Origin of the sequence: Vibrio sp. 1CM8B (genome assembly GCF_023161685.1) — a bacterium.
Lineage (GTDB): Bacteria > Pseudomonadota > Gammaproteobacteria > Enterobacterales > Vibrionaceae > Vibrio > Vibrio coralliirubri.
On record NZ_JALNTU010000002.1, the window covers coordinates 494,228 to 514,365 of the forward strand.

Consider the following 20,138-nt stretch of genomic DNA (forward strand, 5'->3'; position numbering starts at 1 on the left):
CTTAAACGAGCTAGCAGAAAACTAACCCAAACTTGTTTACTCGGCCATTTTGCAAACAAGTTTATCGTTGATTGACGATTAATACAAATATCGTGTGAGAGTTTCTTTCGAAAACAAATAAGCGTCTTGGCTCCCTGAAGACTAAATCAATGTTCAGTAAATATAAAAATGCCGCTAAGTGATTCACTTAACGGCATTAATGATCAGTCTTGAAGTGAGCGTCTATAGCTTATTCATACTAGATTATTCATATCCGATTATTACTGAAAATTAAACTGACTCAAATTGATGCTCATCTCTATCGACATAGCTTGTTGCTGCCGTCAGGGCTTCATATCTGAATCGATAAGTATTGGATTCCGGCACTAGGTCAATCACGTGGAACTTCTCCAGTTGCTGACGAGTATTCTCATTAGGACACAGTAGATACACCTCACACTGCGCATCCAATGCATCTTTAATCGCATTCTCTAGCGCAAGACCAACAGTGACATCAATCATAGGGACATCTGTCAGGTCTAGAATCATCGCTTCATAGTCAGAAATACTTGAGTGTTGACGTGAGATCGCCTTTGAGACACTGAATATCATCGGCCCAGATAGATAGAAGAACAACACTTTACCATTGGCACTATCGAGTAACTGACGTTCGCTATCGGTCAATGGGATATCGTCTTCATCATCACCATCACTGATCGACTTAACTTGTCTGGCTTGCTCTCGGCTCAATCTTTCAATAATCAGAATGTTCGAGATAAACACGCCCAGTCCAACGGCAATAATCAAGTCAACGAATACAGTCAGTAGCATCACGCCGTACATCACGCCCATGCCGGCATAGCTAACCTTGTGCGCGCGCTGGATAAAACTCCAATCTAGGATATTGAAACCAACATACATCGCGATACCAGCCAGCACTGCCATAGGAATAGGTTCTGTTAAGCCACCTGCAACCAATACCACTAGCGCAAGTACTAAAGCTCGAATAACACCTGAAAGCGGAGAACGCGCTCCCACCTGAATATTCGTTACGGTACCCATAGTGGCGCCCGCGCCAGGTAGCGCACCAAACAGGCCAGAGATCATATTGGCAATGCCTTGGCCGCGAAGTTCTTTGTCTGAGTCATGCTCTTTACGAGTCAATGAATCTCCGATAACCGCGGTCAAAAGCGTATCAATACAACCTAATGTACCAAGCACCAAGGCATCAATAACCATAGTAGTTAACTGTTCAGCGCTGATCGTAGGGATAACGAGAGTAGGCAAACCAGCTGGGATTTCACCAATACGGCGAATAGAGTCGGTATCAAAAATAATGACGGACAAGAGTGTCACAGCAACCAAAGCGACCAGTTGAGCAGGAACATACTTACGATAGTTGGCTGGAAAACCGAAAAGAATACCGAGCGTCAATGCTCCTAAAAACAGCTCGCTGATTTTAAGATTAGCCAACGTATCTGGAAGCGCAGAGAGCGTGCCCATCACCCCACCAGAAGGTGCGGCGTGTCCTAATAAAGGGGATAACTGCAAAATAATTAGAATAACGCCAATACCCGACATAAATCCGGAGATCACGCTATATGGCATCAAAGTCACGTATTTTCCGAGCTTTAATGTACCGAGTAATATCTGAAAAGCACCTGCCATCATCACGACTGTGAAGGTCATTGCCATGCCGGTTTCAGGATACTTCGCGACCATGCTGGTCATTACGGCTGTCATGATCACCGTCATCGGGCCGGTCGGTTCAGAGATCAGGCTGCTCGATCCACCAAACAATGCCGCAAATAGGCCAACCATGATGGCACCCCAGAGGCCAGCTTCCGCGCCCGCACCAGAAGCAACACCAAATGCCAACGCTAAAGGTAATGAGATGATGGCTGTAGTCACACCGCCAAACATATCCCCTTTGAGATTGATATCCGTAAAACGACTTCCAAACAAAACACACCTTCCTGATGATGAAATGACAAACCTTATCACTTTAACAAATGTATCAAGTGTTCAGAAAGTGTTAATTCAATCACATTATTCATGTCTTATAACCGGATCATAGCTTCTACGCTAAGTTAATGATTTTAACGACGAGTACACGTCAGATGAGTACTATTTGACACAGTTTTTACGAGATTGAATTTGTAACATTGTGTATAGTTGAGATTCTTAATTAAGGGATGTAAGACGCAAAATGCCAGAGATTAAACAGCTTTTTGAAAACAACTCTAAATGGTCAGAAGAAATTCGATCTCAACGACCTGAGTATTTTACAACGCTTGAAGAGGGTCAAAGCCCTGGTTTTCTATGGATTGGCTGCTCAGATAGCCGTGTTCCGGCCGAGCGTCTCACTGGTTTGTATTCTGGCGAACTGTTTGTTCACCGAAATGTGGCAAACCAAGTGGTTCATACCGACCTAAACTGCCTCTCAGTGGTACAGTACGCCGTCGATGTACTCAAAGTTAAACACATCATTGTCTGTGGCCACTACGGCTGTGGCGGTGTTAATGCGGCGATTGATAACCCTAAACTTGGTCTTATCAACAACTGGTTACTTCACATCCGTGACAATTACCTAAAATACCGTAAGCAAATCGAGGGGCTTCCTCGTGAGCAATGGGGTGACAAGTTATGCGAAATTAACGTCGCAGAACAGGTTTATAACCTAGGTAACTCAACCATTATGCAAAATGCGTGGGAGCGTGGCCAAGACGTTGAAATCCATGGTGTGGTTTATGGTATTGGCGATGGCAAGCTACAGGACCTTGGCGTACGTTGCTCAAGTAACGATACTTTAGAGAACAGTCACTTAGATGCATTAAACAAGATCTTAACGACGCCTCTTCTTAGTCAACAAAGCTAACCCATTCCGTCATATATACAAAAAGCCCGCGTCAAGCGGGCTTTTTAATGACTTCTAAACCACAAGCGTAATGATTACTCTTGAGGTACTACCTTACCGATGTACGGTAGGTGACGATATTTTTGTGCGTAGTCGATACCAACACCTACAACAAACTCGTCTGGGATTTCAAAACCAATCCATTTTGTATCGACAGTCACTTCACGGCGAGAAGGCTTGTCTAATAGCGTACAAATTTCGATAGACTTAGGACCACGTAGGCTCAGAATCTCTTTTACTTTAGTCAGCGTGTTACCTGTATCGATAATATCTTCTACAAGTAGAACGTCTTTACCTTGGATATCATCATCAAGGTCTTTCAAAATACGAACATCACGTGAGCTTTCCATGCCGTTGCCGTAGCTAGACGCGGTCATGAAATCAACTTGGTGAGTTAAATCGATAGCACGAGCAAGATCTGCCATAAAGACAAAAGATCCACGCAATAAGCCAACTAAAACTAGATCTTCACTACCGTTGTAGTGTTCCGTGATCTGTTTGCCTAGTTCGTTCACTCGATCCTGAACTTCTTGCTCAGAGATCATGACTTCAACTGTATGCTTCATACTGCTCTCATTCTATTTGGTGATTGCGACGAATGTTGACAGTTTCGTCAGTTGTGTCGCTCAATTTTGTGCGTAAGTCTAGCACTGCTCAAATACCCACACCACCTTATGGTTCGAATTTACTGTCAGATTCTCAACGAAATGTGCGCTGGTGCCTTATCCAATACTCGTCTCCTTTCACATCAATGCTGATCACGCTTTATGTATCAAGTTTGATGTAACTGTCTATAAAATAAGCTGAAAGGATTGACCATTCGCATATGCACCATTACACTCATCTTGGCTTAAATAATAATAAAATCATTAATATAAAAATTTCGTTGGCAAGGAAAATAAAATGGACTCAATATCTAAGAGACCTAGAACTAGGCTTTCACCTTTAAAAAGAAAACTTCAATTGATGGAAATCGCTCTTGAGGTATTCTCTCGCCGCGGTATCGGTCGTGGTGGACACGCTGATATTGCAGACATCGCTCAGGTGTCTGTCGCAACTGTATTTAATTACTTCCCTACCCGTGAAGATCTGGTTGATGAAGTACTAAATCACGTTGTACGCCAATTCTCTAACTTCCTTTCAGACAATATCGATCTGGATATTCACGCAAAACAAAACCTACATAATATTGCGACTGAAATGGTGACGTTAGTGGCTCAAGATAGCCATTGGTTAAATGTATGGTTCGAATGGAGCGCTTCGACTCGTGATGAAGTATGGCCGCTATTCGTAACAACGAACCGCACTAACCAAATGTTAGTACAAAACATGTTTAGCAAAGCGATTGAACGTGGCGAAGTCTGTGACGATCACGACCCTAAACATCTAGCGAATCTATTCCACGGCATTTGCTACTCGCTATTCATCCAAGCGAAACGTGTAGAAACGCCAGAAGAGCTTTCAAGCTTAACGGATAGCTACTTGAACATGCTGTGCATTTATAAGTAGATTCGAGATTCGAGATTCGAGATTCGAGTAAAGCGATTGAAAGGGTTGGCGTTTTCGTCAATCCTTTTTTGTTACCGATAGATGGATATTGGTTGAAAAAGATTCCCTACTCCCTCCTTCGTCAATCTAAGGAATGACGTAAATAGTGAGCAGCAACTCTCTCATATTCAAAAATAACCCAATCACAAAGTTCAACACCTCATTTCGTCATCCTCAAGAGCGAGGTACGAGCGAGTTGGGGATCTCTTTTAGTAAAATGACTCACTAATAATGACGCATAAAAAAACCGCTGACGAATCAGCGGCTTTTAAAAACATTAGCTAGTGGCTAAGAAAGAATTACTTCTTCTTTTTCACCGCTTTCTTGTTTGGAAGGTCAGTGATTGAACCTTCGAATACTTCCGCAGCTAGACCAACAGACTCGTGTAGAGTTGGGTGAGCGTGGATAGTAAGTGCGATATCTTCTGCATCACAACCCATTTCGATTGCTAGGCCGATTTCGCCAAGAAGTTCACCACCGTTAGTACCAACAACAGCACCACCGATTACGCGATGAGTATCTTTATCGAAGATCATCTTAGTCACGCCATCTGCACAGTCAGAAGCGATTGCACGACCAGAAGCAGCCCAAGGGAAAGTAGCAACTTCGTAGTTGATGCCTTCAGCTTTCGCTTCTTTCTCAGTCTTACCTACCCAAGCAACTTCTGGCTCAGTGTACGCAATTGATGGGATTACTTTAGGATCGAAGTAGTGCTTCTTACCAGAGATAACTTCAGCAGCTACGTGACCTTCATGCACACCTTTGTGAGCAAGCATTGGTTGACCAACAACGTCACCGATCGCGTGGATGTGAGGAACGTTAGTACGCATTTGCTTATCAACATTGATGAAGCCACGCTCATCAACTTCGATACCCGCTTTTTCAGCGTCGATAAGTGCACCGTTTGGAACACGACCGATAGCAACAAGAACAGCATCGTAGCGCTCAGCTTCAGCTGGTGCTTTTTTGCCTTCCATTGAAACGTAGATACCGTCTTCTTTCGCTTCAACAGCAGTCACTTTAGTTTCAAGCATTAGCTTGAACTTGTTCTTAATGCGCTTAGTGAAAACTTTAACGATGTCTTTATCCGCAGCAGGGATAACTTGATCGAACATCTCTACAACTTCAACTTTAGAACCTAGAGAGTGGTAAACCGTACCCATCTCAAGACCGATGATACCGCCGCCCATGATAAGCAGTTTTTCAGGTACTTCGTTTAGTTCTAGTGCATCCGTAGAATCCCAAATACGTGGGTCTTCATGTGGGATGAAAGGAAGTTTGATTGGGCGAGAACCCGCAGCAATGATTGCGTTGTCAAAGTTAACCGTAGTTGCTTCGCCTTCGCCTTCAACAAGAATGCTGTTAGGACCAGTGAACTTACCGAAACCGTTAACAACAGTTACGTTACGCATCTTAGCCATACCGCCAAGACCGCCAGTTAGTTGATCAACTACTTTTTCTTTCCAAATACGGATCTTGTTGATGTCCGTTTGTGGCTCGCCGAATACAACGCCGTGCTCTGCCATCGCTTTAGCTTCTTCGATTACTTTAGAAACGTGAAGAAGTGCTTTTGATGGAATACAACCAACGTTTAGACATACACCACCAAGAGTGCTGTAACGTTCAACTAGTACTGTTTCTAGACCTAAATCCGCACAACGGAATGCCGCTGAGTAACCAGCAGGACCTGAACCAAGTACAACAACTTGGGCTTTAATTTCTTTGCTCATTGTGACCTCTTGTAGTCATTATCCCTAACAGGCTGAGTAGATGTTCTTAAAATTATTGGGCTTTCAAACAGGAAACATTTTACAGAGATGTTAACAGTGTGAAAGTAGCTTTAAGTTAGCCTGTGAGCTAGACAACAATTCCCCATCAGATTATGAGAAATGCAGGAAACTGTTCTCTAAAAATAGTCTTTATATAAAGAATTAAGGTGACCCGAAAGTCACCTTAATAATTACTTTCTCAATTACAGTACTAGACGACGAATGTCAGATAGTGCGCTGTTTAGGAAAGTAATGAAGCGTGCACCTTCAGCACCATCGATCACACGGTGGTCGTATGATAGAGACAGTGGAAGCTGTAGACGTGGTTGGAACTCTTTACCATTCCAAACTGGCTTAATTTCAGACTTAGATACACCTAGGATACCTACTTCTGGAGCATTTACGATTGGAGTAAATGCAGTACCGCCAATACCACCAAGGCTAGAGATTGTGAAACAACCGCCTTGCATGTCTGCCGCTGTTAGCTTACCAGAACGTGCTTTCTTAGAAACAGCCATTAGCTCTTCAGATAGCTCGTAAATGCCTTTCTTGTTCACGTCTTTGAAGACAGGAACAACTAGACCGTTTGGTGTATCAACAGCGATACCCACGTTTACGTACTTCTTAAGAATGATGCTTTCGCCATCTTCAGAAAGAGAAGAGTTAAACGCTGGGAATGCTTCTAGCGCTTTAGCAACAGCTTTCATGATGAACACAAGTGGAGTGATCTTCATGCCAGTGTCTTTCTTCGCTTCGATTGCGTTCTGTTCTTTACGGAATGCTTCTAGCTCAGTGATGTCTGCGTTGTCCCACTGTGTAACGTGAGGGATCATTACCCAGTTACGGTGCAGGTTAGCGCCAGAGATCTTCTTAATCTTAGAAAGCTTCTGAACTTCAGTTTCGCCGAATTTGCTGAAGTCAACTTTTGGCCATGGTAGTAGACCAAGAGCAGAACCGTCGCCGCCTTTGCCTGATGCCGCTGCACCAGACTCTAGACGCTTAAGTGCATCTTTAACGTAAGACTGAACGTCTTCTTTAAGGATACGGCTCTTACGACCAGTACCTTTAACCTTAGAAAGGTTAACGCCAAACTCACGAGCTAGACGACGAACAACTGGAGAAGCGTGCGCGTAGTCACCGTTCTCTTGGAAGTCGCCTGCTGCTGCTGGAGCCGCTGCAGGTGCTTCTGCTTTAGGAGCAGGTGCCGCCGCTGGAGCTGCTGCTTGTGCAGGTGCTGCAACAGGAGCAGGCGCTGCGCCTTCAACTACGAAAGTCATGATTAGAGAGCCAGTTGACACTTTGTCGCCAGCTGCAATCTTGATCTCTTTTACTGTACCAGCGAATGGTGCAGGAACTTCCATTGAAGCTTTGTCGCCTTCAACAGTAATTAGAGATTGCTCTTCTTCTACTGTATCGCCAACCGCTACCATGATTTCAGTAACTTCTACTTCGTCACCACCGATATCAGGAACGTTTACTTCTTTTTCAGCTGATGCTGCTGGTGCCGCCGCTGGAGCAGGAGCTGCTGCAACTGGAGCGCCTGAACCCGCTACTTCAAATACCATTACTAGAGAACCAGTCGATACTGAATCACCAGAAGCGATCTTGATTTCTTTAACGATACCAGCGAATGGTGCAGGAACTTCCATTGAAGCCTTGTCACCTTCAACAGTAAGAAGAGATTGCTCTTCTTCTACTGCGTCACCGATAGCAACCATGATTTCAGTTACTTCAACTTCATCACCGCCGATGTCAGGAACGTGAACTTCTTTAAGCTCAGCTGCCGCTGCAGGAGCAGCTGCAACTGGTGCCGCCGCTTCAACTGCTGGAGCAGCCGGTGCTGCTGCAGCACCTTCCGCTTCGAAGATCATGATAAGAGAACCAGTAGAAACAGAATCGCCTTCCGCTACTTTGATTTCTTTAACGATACCCGCTTGAGACGCAGGAACTTCCATTGAAGCTTTGTCGCCTTCAACAGTGATCAGTGACTGCTCTTCTTCAACCTTGTCGCCAACGTTTACAAGAATCTCAGTTACTTCAACCTCGTCAGCACCGATGTCTGGTACATTAATTTCGATTGTCATTGTATTTACCTACCTTAATGCCAGTCTTATGCGTATTGCGGGTTAGTTTTTTCAGTGTCGATATCGAATTTAGCAATTGCTTCAACAACTACAGATTTCTCGATGTCACCACGTTTAGCCAGTTCAGTTAGAGCTGCAACTACGATGTAGCCAGCGTTAACTTCGAAGTGACGACGTAGGTTTGCACGGCTGTCAGAACGGCCGAAACCATCTGTACCAAGTACTTTGTAAGACTCAGTTGGCATGTACGCACGTACTTGCTCAGCGTAGTTCTTCATGTAGTCAGTCACTGCGATTGCAGGTTCTTTACCAAGAACAGTCGTGATGTACGGTACTTTCTCTTCAGCTTCTGGGTGAAGCATGTTGTCACGCTCTACCGCTTGGCCGTCACGAGTTAGTTCGTTGAACGACGTTACAGAGAATACGTCAGATGCTACGCCGTACTCTTCGCTTAGAATTTCAGCTGCTTTACGCGCTTCGTTCATGATAGTACCAGAGCTCATTAGTTGAACTTTGCCCTTAGCACCAGCGTGAGATTCAAGCTTGTAGATACCTTTACGGATGCCTTCTTCAGCGCCTTCTGGCATTGCTGGCATTGCGTAGTTCTCGTTCATTACTGTTAGGTAGTAGTAAACGTTCTCTTGCTCAGGACCGTACATGCGACGGATACCGTCTTGCATGATTACCGCTAGCTCGTAAGCAAACGTTGGGTCGTAAGAGATACAGTTCGGGATAGTGTTCGCTTGGATGTGCGAGTGACCATCTTCGTGCTGTAGACCTTCACCGTTCAGTGTTGTACGACCTGCAGTAGCACCTAGTAGGAAGCCACGAGCTTGTTGGTCGCCTGCTAGCCATGCCATGTCACCAATACGTTGGAAACCGAACATTGAGTAGTAGATGTAGAACGGGATCATCGGTAGATCGTTTGTGCTGTATGACGTTGCAGCAGCAACCCATGAAGCCATAGAACCTAGTTCGTTGATACCTTCTTGAAGAACTTGACCAGACGTTGCTTCTTTGTAGTAAGAAACGATGCCTTTATCTTCAGGTGTGTATTCTTGACCGTGTGGGTTGTAGATACCAACCTGACGGAATAGACCTTCCATACCGAATGTACGAGCTTCATCACAGATGATAGGAACGATGTTCTTACCAATGTTCTTATCTTTAAGAAGGATGTTTAGCGTACGTACATAAGCCATAGTTGTAGAGATATCACGCTTCTGCTCACCTAGTAGAGGTGCGAATGCGTCTAGCTCAGGAACCTTGAACTCTTGAGTAAACTTAGGAAGACGTGCAGGTGTGTAACCGTGTAGAGCGTTACGACGAGCGTGCATGTATTCGTACTCAGGCGTACCTTCTTCCAGTTTCAGGTAAGGAAGTTCAGCGATCTTCTCATCTGAAAGGATGTCTTCTAGGCCTAGGCGATCACGTAGGTGTTGAACATGAGTCATATCCATTTTCTTAACACCGTGTGCAATGTTCTTACCTTCAGCTGCATCACCCATGCCGTAACCTTTAACAGTCTTAGCTAGGATTACAGTTGGCTTACCGTTTGTCTCTTTTGCATTGTTGAATGCAGCAAACAGTTTAGAAGAATCGTGACCACCACGCTTAAGAGCGAAGATTTCGTCATCAGTCATGTCTGCAACTAGTGCAGCTGTTTCTGGGTACTTACCAAAGAAGTGCTCACGTACGTATGCGCCATCTTTAGATTTGAATGTTTGGTAGTCACCATCGATAGTTTCGTTCATTAGTTGAAGAAGCTTACCAGTAGTGTCTTTAGCTAGTAGAGAATCCCAGTTGCTACCCCAGATAACTTTAACAACGTTCCAACCTGCGCCTTTGAATAGGCCTTCAAGTTCTTGGATGATGCTACCGTTACCCATTACAGGGCCGTCTAGACGCTGTAGGTTACAGTTGATTAGGAAACACAGGTTGTCTAGCTTCTCACGCGCAGCGAAAGAGATAGCACCACGTGATTCTGGCTCATCCATCTCACCGTCACCTAGGAACGCGTATACGCGTTGCGCTGAAGTTTCTTTCAGGCCACGGCCGTCAAGGTACTTAAGGAAGCGCGCTTGGTAGATAGCAGAGATAGGGCCAAGACCCATAGATACTGTCGGGAACTGCCAGAACTCAGGCATCAGTTTCGGGTGCGGGTAAGAAGGGATACCTTTACCATCGACTTCTTGACGGAAGTTATCTAGCTGTTCTTCAGTTAGACGACCTTCAACGAATGCACGAGAGTAGATACCAGGAGAGATGTGACCTTGGTAGTAAACTAGATCGCCACCGTCTGTCTCGTTTGGAGCACGGAAGAAGTGGTTGAAACATACTTCGTAGAACGCTGCTGCTGACTGGTAAGAAGCCATGTGACCACCAAGGTCTAGGTCTTTCTTAGAAGCACGCAATACGATCATGATTGCGTTCCAGCGAATAATCGAACGAATACGACGCTCAAGAGTTACGTCACCAGGGTAAGCTGGCTCTTGTGCTGCTGGAATTGTGTTGATGTAGTTTGTGTTGATGCCTGTAGCCATATCAACACCATCTAAACGCGCTTTATCTAGAACTTGTTCTAGTAAAAACTGTGCACGTTCTACACCTTCTTCACGTACTACTGACTCAAGAGCTTCTAACCAATCTTGAGTTTCCAGAGCATCAACGTCATGCTTCATGTCAGACATGGCGATCTATCCTTTTTGTTAGTTGGATTCTACTAAACACGTAAATAGCCGAAGTATTACGGCTATTTACCCTGTTGAATTCGACGTAAAGAACGTTCGCGACGCGACTCTTCTTTGGTCAAATCCATCAATGTTTCTTCGATGTAAGCTAAATGAGAGTGTGACATTTCACGAGCCTGTTCTGGCTGTCCTGAAACGATCGCATCTACAATGTTAGCTCGATGTATACTCACTTTCTCCACAACGTCTTTACGACGATGCAACAGCTTTAAATTTTCTAAGACGTTTTGTTCGAGTAACGGAGCCAAGCTACGAACAATGTGCAATAACACCACATTGTGCGCTGCCTCTGTTAAAGCAATAAGAAAAGCCATCACTGCTGCAGATTCGGCTTCAATATCACCCTTATCTTGCGCACCGCGAATTTTTTCTTGGCATGCTTGAATTCGAGCAAAGTCTTCATCAGTTCCACGCAATGCCGCGAAGTAAGCCGAAATCCCTTCCATCGCATGACGCGATTCCAACAAGTCTAGCTGGGTTTCAGAATGGGACGACAACAAATTAAGCAAAGGATCTGAAAAGCTTTTCCAGATATTTTCGCTAACAAACGTACCTCCACCTTGACGGCGAGTAAGCAAGCGTTTTGCTTCTAAACGTTGTATCGCTTCTCGGATTGAAGGACGAGACACATCGAACTGTTTCGCCAGTTCGCGCTCAGGCGGCAGCTGCTGCCCTGGAGCCAGTGTTCCTTCCACTATCAACCTTTCTAACTCTTGTTCGATAACATCGGAGAGTTTTGGCTGACGAATCCTTTGATAAGCCATAGTTTGTTGTTCTTCTTTTTCTTCGCTGACAATTGGTAATACCAATTTTAAGTTGGGCAGAAATTAACATAATTAAAACGCCACTGTCCAGCCTAAAATTGACCTGCATCATAGAATACAGCGTGAATTAACCATGATTTAACAAATGAAATTTAAAACAGCAACCAAATTGGTCTTACCATTTACAGAGGTAATACTTTTGGGGAGTGTTCGTGCTAGAAAGTTTCAGGATAAAAATGAATTGTTTCAGAAAGATTAGCGTCACTTGTTTAAAAATCGAACCAAGCGCACATTTAGGGTGGAAATTCTGTTCATAAGTTTTAATAAATGAGTGTTTGATAAGTTCGTCACACTCTCAATTTATTGATGCGCTTCTCTTCACCACTTTCTTTACATCGCAACAACAAAAATTCACAAGTCATTATGCCAGGCGTTGACTATTCAACGCCCACCAGCGGTAAGGCCATCGTCAAAAACGGAGGCTTAAACTTTGAGATTTTTTTTAAACTTCTGCCAATCGAACACCAAGCCAGGGTCAGTTTTACGCAGAGGCGCTATGTATTGATGGCCAGTGATACGTTCTCTGGTGATTTGAGGGAACGTCGATACGATCGTTTCTGTTAATTGGGCAAGCGCTTGATACTGCTGCTCGGTGTAAGCCACAAAGTCACTGCCTTCTAGTTCAATACCAATCGAATAGTCATTGCACCTTTCACGCCCTGCAAAGCTCGACTGGCCAGCATGCCAAGCTCGGTCTAAGAAAGAAACGAACTGCACCACTTCCCCATCGCGACGAATCAAACAGTGCGCTGATACGCCCATTTGGTGAATCACCTTAAAAAACGGGTGTTCCGACGGGTCTAACTTACCCGTAAAAAACTGTTCGATGTAAAGCCCACCAAATTGACCCGGAGGCAAACTAATATTGTGAACCACCAGCAGAGAAATATCGTCGGTACTCGGTCGAGCATCAAAATACGGGGAAGGAACATGCCGAGCGTTGTCGTACCATCCGTTGGAGCTGATCGTCATCTTGGTCTCACTTTCTTTTCTGCTAGCACAATAAGATGTGACCTTGCCCATAGAGCAGTCGCGCTAGCCTCTTTAATTTGAAGTTAAGCAAGAGTATCATTCCATTCCCACTCCCTTTCAAGATTAGATTTGCGATGAAAAACACACATAACAGCCACCAACGCCTTGACTACTTAAAAGAGCAACTGCCTCTAGAGATCACTCGTGCAGTAGCCGAGACTATCAAAGAAGATCTAGGTGGTACGTTAGATCCAGCGGCTGATATTACGGCAAGTCTAATCCCTGCTGACGCAATCAACAGTGCAACCATTATTACCCGTGAGCACGGCGTGTTCTGCGGTAAAGCTTGGGCTGATGAAGTGTTCAAGCAACTGGGCGGTGAAGTGACTATCGAGTGGAATGTAGAAGATGGCGACAAAGTTGAACCAAACCAAACGCTTTGCACGCTAACTGGCCCAGCTCGCGCGCTATTAACCGGTGAGCGTAACGCAATGAACTTCATTCAAACGCTATCTGGTTGTGCGACTACTGCGGCTATCTATGCAGACAAAATCAAACACACTGAATGCCGCCTGTTGGATACGCGTAAAACCATCCCAGGCCTACGCAGTGCACTTAAATACGCGGTTGCCTGTGGTGGCGGTTTCAATCACCGTATTGGTGTGTTCGATGCTTACCTAATCAAAGAAAACCACATCATCGCTTGTGGTGGCATTGAGAAGGCTATCTCTACTGCAAAAGAGCTAAACCCAGGTAAACCAGTAGAAGTAGAAACCGAAAGCCTAGAAGAGCTAGAGCAAGCGATCAGCGCTGGCGCAGACATCATCATGCTAGACAACTTCACCACAGACATGATGCGTGAAGCGGTTAAAATAAACGCTGGACGTGCTGCGCTAGAAAACTCAGGTAACGTGACTCTAGATACGATCGCTGAGTTCGCTGAAACGGGTGTTGATTACATCTCGGTAGGCGCGCTTACTAAACACCTAAAAGCAATGGATCTATCAATGAGATTCAAAGCATAATTTACTGAATAGTAAGTAATTTCTGTAAAGGCACTGTTGATAACAGTGCCTTTTTTATTGCCTGAATTATCAGTATATCAAGCAGTTATTTAAGTTGATCGCATAAATTTGCGCGCTATATGAAACACTACACCAATAAATACCAAACCACTCGCGACCGCACCTGAACACCATTCCACAACCCCATATCAACTTCTATTCTTTCCATCAACCAGTGCCTGCACTGAAACAAACTAAAGAATGGAATTAGACAATGAATAACAAGAACAAAAGAACGAACCAAAAAGGCTTTACGCTGATTGAATTGATGATTGTAGTGGCTGTAATTGGGGTTCTTTCAGCTATTGCGATCCCTAAGTATCAAGAATATGTTGAGAAAGGTGCTCTAGGAGCTGCATTAGCTACGGCAACAGCTCTCAAAACAAACTATGAAGATTACTTAGCAGTGAGTGGGGCAGCACCTACAACTTCAGCAGCTATTGGCGCAACAGACTTTAGCATAGGTACTATTGCTGTAACTTCAGGCGGGATTGATGTGACAATAACTAGTGGTGGTGGCAAAGGCAGTTCAGTTTCTTTATCTAGGGTCGATGATAGCTGGTCATGTGGTGTTAGCTCGGCAAGGAACGTCATCCTTAACGGCTGCTCATAAGTGCTAACCAACCTCCCAACCGTTCTTCGCCAGGCCGACTTACTCAGCCTGACTCAAGAACAAGCTGTAGCGGAACATGTACAAGCTTCAGGTATTTCGACACCTGAAGCTTTGCTCGTTCTCGATTTCTTCAGCGGCGATTCCTTAGCAAACAACATTAAAACCATCTTCGGCTTACCGTTAGTACAGCTCGTCAATACAGACTATGAAGGCTTATGCGACCAACTAGGGCTTCGTGAACTGATCACCAAGTATCATGCTATCCCGATTTCAGCCTCTAGCTCGACTCTCACGCTCGCCTCTGCTGACCCTACCGACTTGCAAGCGGAAGATGACTTTCGATTTGCGACCGGATTACAGATTGAATTGGTTGTCGCCAACTACTCAGAACTAGAAGGCGCAATACGAAAGCTGTATGGCCGTTCGATTTCCGGGCAAGACTCTAAACGCAAAGAGATCACCCAAGATGAACTCGCTAATCTTGTTGAAGTGTCTGACGATGAGATAGCGTCGATAGAAGATCTCAGTCAAGACGATTCCCCTGTCAGCCGATTTATCAATCAGATATTGGTCGACGCGGTGCGTAAAGGTGCATCAGATATCCACTTCGAACCTTATGAAGAGCACTACCGAGTACGACTGCGTTGTGATGGCATCCTTGTTGAAATACAACAACCCGCTTCCCATTTAAGTCGCCGTTTATCTGCTCGTGTGAAAATACTCGCCAAACTTGATATTGCCGAACGTCGCTTGCCTCAAGACGGTCGTATTAAACTGCGTCTAAATGACGACTTGGCGATTGATATGCGTGTATCAACGCTGCCGACCTTGTGGGGTGAAAAGATCGTACTGCGACTGCTTGATAGCAGCGCGGCTAATCTCGATATCGATAAACTCGGTTATAGCGAAGATCAAAAAGCACTCTACCTCAATGCGCTAAAACGCCCACAAGGGATGATCTTAATGACAGGGCCTACCGGCAGCGGAAAAACCGTCTCCCTTTATACTGGCCTTCGAGTGCTCAACACTACTGAACGCAATATCTCGACAGCTGAAGACCCAGTGGAGATTAACCTGTGCGGCATTAATCAGGTACAAGTAACACCTAAGATTGGCTTTGGGTTTGCTGAGGCACTTCGATCATTTTTGCGACAAGATCCTGATGTTGTAATGGTTGGAGAGATCCGCGACTTAGAAACCGCAGAGATCGCGATCAAAGCATCGCAAACCGGTCACTTAGTGCTTTCGACACTGCACACTAATTCCGCCGCAGAAACCGTCACCCGACTCGCAAATATGGGGATAGAACCCTTTAACCTCGCTTCATCATTGAGTTTGATTATCGCCCAACGACTGGCAAGACGATTATGCAACCACTGCAAAGAAACTGATGACTCGCCAGACATCTTTCTGCGTCACTCGATTCCTAACAGCCAAACCATCTACAAAGCGAGTCCTAAAGGTTGCAATGAGTGTAACCAGGGGTATTCGGGGCGAGTGGGTATCTATGAAGTGATGCCGTTTAGCGATCAACTGAAAAGCAGCCTGATCGACAAACCGAACGCGTTAGCCATTGAAAACTTAGCTCGTCGAGAAGGCATGAGAACTCTGCAAGAGTCGGGGCTAGATAAATTGCTTGAAGGCACCACCAGCTATCAAGAACTGCAACGTGTTCTGTACATATAAACCCATGGAGCACCAATGAGTAGCAAGTCCAAACAATCACAACTAAAAAGCTATCACTGGAAAGGAATTAACAGCTCAGGCAAGAAAGTGTCTGGGCAAACCTTAGCGCTCACCGAATTGGAAGTACGAGAAAAGCTCAAAGAGCAGCATATTCAGATTAAGAAAATCAAAAAGAAAAGTATTTCAGCCGTCACTCGTTTAACCCATAGAGTCAAAGCCAAAGACATCACTATTTTAACTCGGCAACTGGCTACTATGTTGGCTACTGGTGTACCCATCGTGCAGGCTATCAAGTTGGTGTCAGACAATCACCGCAAAGCTGAAATGAAATCGATTCTATCGCATATCTGCAAAGGTGTAGAAGCCGGAACGCCAATCTCAAAAGCGATGCGAACCGCAAGTCGTCACTTTGATGACCTCTATACTGATTTGGTTGCGACAGGCGAGCTCTCCGGTAACCTCGCCCAAGTATTCGAACGCTTAGCGACCTATAGAGAAAAGAGCGAGCAGCTAAAGTCCAAAGTCGTCAAAGCACTGATCTACCCCGCCATGGTGGTCACCGTTGCACTGACCGTTTCTTATTTAATGCTGACCATGGTGATTCCAGAGTTTGAGTCGATGTTTTCAGGCTTTGGCGCCGACCTGCCTTGGTTCACCCAACAAGTACTCTACCTTTCCCATTGGATGCAGGCTTACAGTTTTTATACGGCTGTAGGCATCGGGCTTGTTGTCCTGATTATTTACCAACTGTGTCAGCGTTCCCACTCGATCAGACTGTCTGTCAGCCGACTAGGATTACGCTTCCCTGTTCTTGGTGGCGTATTAGCCAAAGCATCCATAGCCAAATTTAGCCGAACCTTATCAACCAGCTTTAGTTCTGGCATTCCAATTTTGATGAGCCTCAAAACCACAGCAAAAACCGCAGGCAACCTGCATTATGAATCGGCCATCATTGAAGTTCACCGAGAAACGGCTGCTGGCATGCCAATGTATATCGCAATGCGCAATACCAATGCCTTCCCTGAAATGGTGTTACAGATGGTGATGATCGGTGAAGAGTCAGGCAACCTTGATGATATGCTTAATAAAGTCGCTTCCATTTACGAGTTTGAAGTCGACAACACAGTCGACAATTTGGGCAAAATTCTAGAGCCACTGATCATCGTGTTTTTAGGTACTGTCGTTGGTGGGCTTGTGGTTGCGATGTACTTACCGATCTTTAATCTTATGAGTGTGTTAGGATAGTTAAAAGCAACTAAACACCCATGAGCAGCAATCTCTGCTCACCTTGATTAAGTGGTAAAGGACACTATGGAAGTATTTCACTACTATCCTTGGCTATTCCCCGTATTAGCTTTCATTTTTAGCCTTCTTATCGGCAGCTTCCTCAACGTAGTCATACACCGTTTGCCGATTATGATGGAACGCGAATGGCAACAAGAGTGCTCGGAATATTTCTCTCAATATAAAATTCCAGCGCCAGAGGGAAAGTTCAATCTCAGCATTCCTCGTTCAACCTGCCCGAAATGCAAAACTCAATTAAGAATCGTCGACAATATCCCAGTGTTAAGCTGGTTATTCTTAAAGGGTAAGTGCCATAGCTGCGCTAATCCAATCAGCGCTCGCTACCCTTTAGTCGAGTTGCTTACCGCAATACTTTGCACAATGGTTGCTAGCCACTTTGGTTTCAGCTACTACGCCATTGCTTTGATTTTTTTCACCTTCGCCCTGATTACCGCGACCTTTATCGATCTCGATACCATGCTACTGCCCGATCAAATCACCTTGCCTTTGGTATGGTCCGGTATCGCTTTAGCACTGTTTAATATCAGCCCAGTATCGCTACAAGATTCTGTGGTTGGCGCAATGGCTGGCTACCTAGCTCTGTGGTCGGTGTATTGGTTGTTCAAACTACTCACAGGTAAAGAAGGCATGGGTTACGGTGACTTCAAACTCCTGGCTGCACTTGGTGCATGGCTTGGTTGGCAGCATCTACCGATGATCATCCTTTTATCTTCGCTTGTCGGTTTGGTTTTTGGCTTGATTCAACTTCGCTTGAAACAGCAAGGCATTGATAAAGCCTTTCCGTTTGGCCCCTATCTTGCGATTGCGGGTTGGGTAAGCTTGATGTGGGGTAACGACATCATGGGATGGTATTTCACTTCTGTACTAGGAATTTAACCATGGCAATTATTATCGGATTAAGCGGTGGTATCGCCAGTGGCAAAACCACGGTCGCTAACCTGTTCAATGAACATTTTAATATTGATATTGTTGATGCTGATATCGTGGCACGTGAAGTGGTTGCGCTGGGCAGTGACGGTTTAAAACAGATTACAGAACACTTTGGTGAGTCTATCTTGCTTGAAGATGGAACGCTCAATCGAAGTAGCCTGCGTGAGCTGATCTTCTCAGACCCTAAAGAGAAGCAGTGGCTCAATGATCTTCTTCATCCCATGATCCGTGACAAAATTGACAGTGACCTGTCTAAAATCACATCCCCGTATGGTTTATTAGTTGCACCGCTATTGGTGGAAAACCAAATGCAAGGCATGGCCGATCGCGTATTAATTGTTGATGTGCCAGCAGAAGTTCAAATAGAACGTACGATGAGTCGTGATAATGTTTCTAGGGAACAAGTTGCATCAATTTTAAAATCACAGGCTTCAAGAGAACAACGCTTAGCAGTTGCAGATGACGTGATTAAAAACCATACTAAAAACCAAGAACTTTTGCCTCAAATCACAGATTTACATCAAAAGTATCTGGCAATCAGTGCTGTAGATGGGTCAGAATAGAACAATGTTGAATGAAGGTTTGCTCGATGATCACCCATAAATTTGAACATCCTCTAAATGAGAAAACACGCATCTACTTAAGAGTCGAATCACTCTTGAGGCAGCTACACTTGTCTTCTACATTTTTCGATGCTCAACAGTATCAACTCTTTTTCCGTTCCATCTTTGATCTGATTGAAATCTTCGAACAGATCCAACTCAAGAGCGAACTGGCAAAAGATATTGAGAAGCAACGTGTAACCTACAAAAGTTGGTTGGATGTTGAAGGTGTCGATCAAGAGATGCTGACATCACTGCTTAATGACATTGGCAACATCTATCGTGATCTGATGCAGGCAGAGCGTTTTGGCCAGTCACTTAAAGAAGACCGCTTCCTAAGTGCGATTCGCCAACGCTTTAATCTTCCAGGTGGCTCATGCTGCTTTGATTTACCGGCACTGCATTATTGGCTGCACCTTCCTCTTGATAAGAGAATGAGAGATGCTAAAGCTTGGATGGATAGCTTACAGCCTCTGTATGAAGCGCTAACACTGTGGTTGAAGCTCACCAGAGAGACTGGCCACTTTAAAGAGCAAATCGCTCGTGCTGGCTTCTTCCAGAGCGATGCCGATGAGGCGAATATCCTTCGTCTTTCTATTCCAATGCAATACGGTGCCTACCCGATGATCTCAGGTCACAAGAACCGCTTTGCAGTTAAATTCATGAGCTTTGAAACTGGGCAAGCCTGTACTCAAGACATCGAATTTGAGTTGGCGATCTGCACCTAATTAATTTCCTTTTATAGTTTGGCTTGAGTCCTCACTCGAGCCTAAACTCACTATTATTACATCCTCAAATTAAGAATCACTATGTCGAAGAAAATCACCATCGTTAAATGCCCTCAATGTAATACTGACGTTGAATGGGGCGAACAAAGCCCGCACCGCCCGTTTTGCAGCAAGCAATGTCAGATGATTGATTTCGGTGAATGGGCAGACGAAGAGAACAGCATCGCTGGCGCACCAGACATGTCGGATAGCGATGGTTGGTCGGAAGATCCATACTAAGCGAGAGTAGCGAGTAGCGAGTAGCGAGTAGCGAGTAGCGAGTAGCGAGTAGCGAGTAGCGAGTAGCGAGTAGCGAGTAGCGAGTAGC

Annotated in this window: 17 protein-coding genes; 10 read left to right on the forward strand and 7 right to left on the reverse strand. The window is 44.9% G+C overall.

Annotated features, from left to right (window positions below; translation table 11 throughout):
* Positions 1 to 270 precede the first annotated feature (270 nt).
* The gene (locus MSG36_RS05930; protein WP_248366750.1) at positions 271 to 1,902 is read right to left on the reverse strand and encodes a SulP family inorganic anion transporter; all 1,632 of its coding nucleotides are present in this window, start codon (positions 1,900 to 1,902) and stop codon (positions 271 to 273) included.
* A gap of 286 nt (positions 1,903 to 2,188) precedes the next feature.
* Here MSG36_RS05930 and can point away from each other — a divergent pair, with 286 nt between their 5' ends.
* Positions 2,189 to 2,857 (forward strand): carbonate dehydratase, encoded by a 669-nt coding sequence (gene can, locus MSG36_RS05935; protein ID WP_017059437.1) that lies wholly within the window; start codon positions 2,189 to 2,191, stop codon positions 2,855 to 2,857.
* Between the two features lie 74 nt (positions 2,858 to 2,931).
* On the opposite strand, the gene hpt is transcribed toward can, so the two are convergent.
* Positions 2,932 to 3,462 (reverse strand): hypoxanthine phosphoribosyltransferase, encoded by a 531-nt coding sequence (gene hpt / locus MSG36_RS05940; RefSeq protein WP_017059438.1) that lies wholly within the window; start codon positions 3,460 to 3,462, stop codon positions 2,932 to 2,934.
* A gap of 337 nt (positions 3,463 to 3,799) precedes the next feature.
* Here hpt and MSG36_RS05945 point away from each other — a divergent pair, with 337 nt between their 5' ends.
* A complete protein-coding gene (locus MSG36_RS05945; RefSeq protein ID WP_019824386.1) occupies positions 3,800 to 4,405 on the forward strand; it encodes a LuxR/HapR/OpaR family quorum-sensing transcriptional regulator in 606 nt (201 codons plus the stop codon).
* 338 nt (positions 4,406 to 4,743) lie between these two features.
* On the opposite strand, the gene lpdA is transcribed toward MSG36_RS05945, so the two are convergent.
* The 5 genes from lpdA to ampD all read right to left on the reverse strand — a co-directional run bounded on the left by lpdA (position 4,744) and on the right by ampD (position 12,894).
* A complete protein-coding gene (gene lpdA, locus MSG36_RS05950) occupies positions 4,744 to 6,174 on the reverse strand; it encodes a dihydrolipoyl dehydrogenase (RefSeq protein WP_017059440.1) in 1,431 nt (476 codons plus the stop codon).
* Positions 6,175 to 6,416: 242 nt separating this feature from the next.
* Positions 6,417 to 8,297 carry a pyruvate dehydrogenase complex dihydrolipoyllysine-residue acetyltransferase gene (gene aceF / locus MSG36_RS05955; protein ID WP_248366701.1) on the reverse strand — a complete coding sequence of 627 codons (1,881 nt, stop codon included), beginning with the start codon at positions 8,295 to 8,297 and terminating at the stop codon, positions 6,417 to 6,419.
* A 26-nt stretch (positions 8,298 to 8,323) separates the two neighbouring features.
* On the reverse strand, positions 8,324 to 10,987 hold the full coding sequence (gene aceE, locus MSG36_RS05960) for a pyruvate dehydrogenase (acetyl-transferring), homodimeric type (protein ID WP_017059442.1): 2,664 nt from the start codon (positions 10,985 to 10,987) through the stop codon (positions 8,324 to 8,326).
* Between the two features lie 62 nt (positions 10,988 to 11,049).
* The gene (gene pdhR / locus MSG36_RS05965) at positions 11,050 to 11,811 is read right to left on the reverse strand and encodes a pyruvate dehydrogenase complex transcriptional repressor PdhR (RefSeq protein ID WP_009847596.1); all 762 of its coding nucleotides are present in this window, start codon (positions 11,809 to 11,811) and stop codon (positions 11,050 to 11,052) included.
* Between the two features lie 483 nt (positions 11,812 to 12,294).
* Positions 12,295 to 12,894, reverse strand: coding sequence for a 1,6-anhydro-N-acetylmuramyl-L-alanine amidase AmpD (gene ampD, locus MSG36_RS05970; protein ID WP_052878831.1), 600 nt, complete (start codon positions 12,892 to 12,894; stop codon positions 12,295 to 12,297).
* 83 nt (positions 12,895 to 12,977) lie between these two features.
* On the opposite strand from ampD, the gene nadC reads away from it, so the two are divergent.
* The 8 genes from nadC (at position 12,978) to yacG (ending at position 20,050) form a co-directional block, all read left to right on the forward strand.
* Positions 12,978 to 13,868 carry a carboxylating nicotinate-nucleotide diphosphorylase gene (gene nadC, locus MSG36_RS05975; protein WP_248366703.1) on the forward strand — a complete coding sequence of 297 codons (891 nt, stop codon included), beginning with the start codon at positions 12,978 to 12,980 and terminating at the stop codon, positions 13,866 to 13,868.
* A gap of 253 nt (positions 13,869 to 14,121) precedes the next feature.
* A complete protein-coding gene (locus MSG36_RS05980) occupies positions 14,122 to 14,520 on the forward strand; it encodes a pilin (protein ID WP_052878830.1) in 399 nt (132 codons plus the stop codon).
* Complete coding sequence (gene pilB / locus MSG36_RS05985) at positions 14,521 to 16,206, forward strand: type IV-A pilus assembly ATPase PilB (RefSeq protein WP_248366705.1); 1,686 nt, start codon at positions 14,521 to 14,523, stop codon at positions 16,204 to 16,206.
* Between the two features lie 15 nt (positions 16,207 to 16,221).
* The gene (locus tag MSG36_RS05990) at positions 16,222 to 17,451 is read left to right on the forward strand and encodes a type II secretion system F family protein (RefSeq protein ID WP_048659371.1); all 1,230 of its coding nucleotides are present in this window, start codon (positions 16,222 to 16,224) and stop codon (positions 17,449 to 17,451) included.
* 66 nt (positions 17,452 to 17,517) lie between these two features.
* Complete coding sequence (locus MSG36_RS05995; RefSeq protein ID WP_017058945.1) at positions 17,518 to 18,387, forward strand: A24 family peptidase; 870 nt, start codon at positions 17,518 to 17,520, stop codon at positions 18,385 to 18,387.
* Between the two features lie 2 nt (positions 18,388 to 18,389).
* Complete coding sequence (gene coaE / locus MSG36_RS06000; protein WP_050651751.1) at positions 18,390 to 19,004, forward strand: dephospho-CoA kinase; 615 nt, start codon at positions 18,390 to 18,392, stop codon at positions 19,002 to 19,004.
* Positions 19,005 to 19,030: 26 nt separating this feature from the next.
* Positions 19,031 to 19,771, forward strand: coding sequence for a cell division protein ZapD (gene zapD / locus MSG36_RS06005; protein WP_248366707.1), 741 nt, complete (start codon positions 19,031 to 19,033; stop codon positions 19,769 to 19,771).
* An 81-nt stretch (positions 19,772 to 19,852) separates the two neighbouring features.
* Entirely contained in the window at positions 19,853 to 20,050 is a 198-nt protein-coding gene (gene yacG, locus MSG36_RS06010; RefSeq protein ID WP_017106879.1) for a DNA gyrase inhibitor YacG, read from the forward strand.
* Positions 20,051 to 20,138 lie beyond the last annotated feature (88 nt).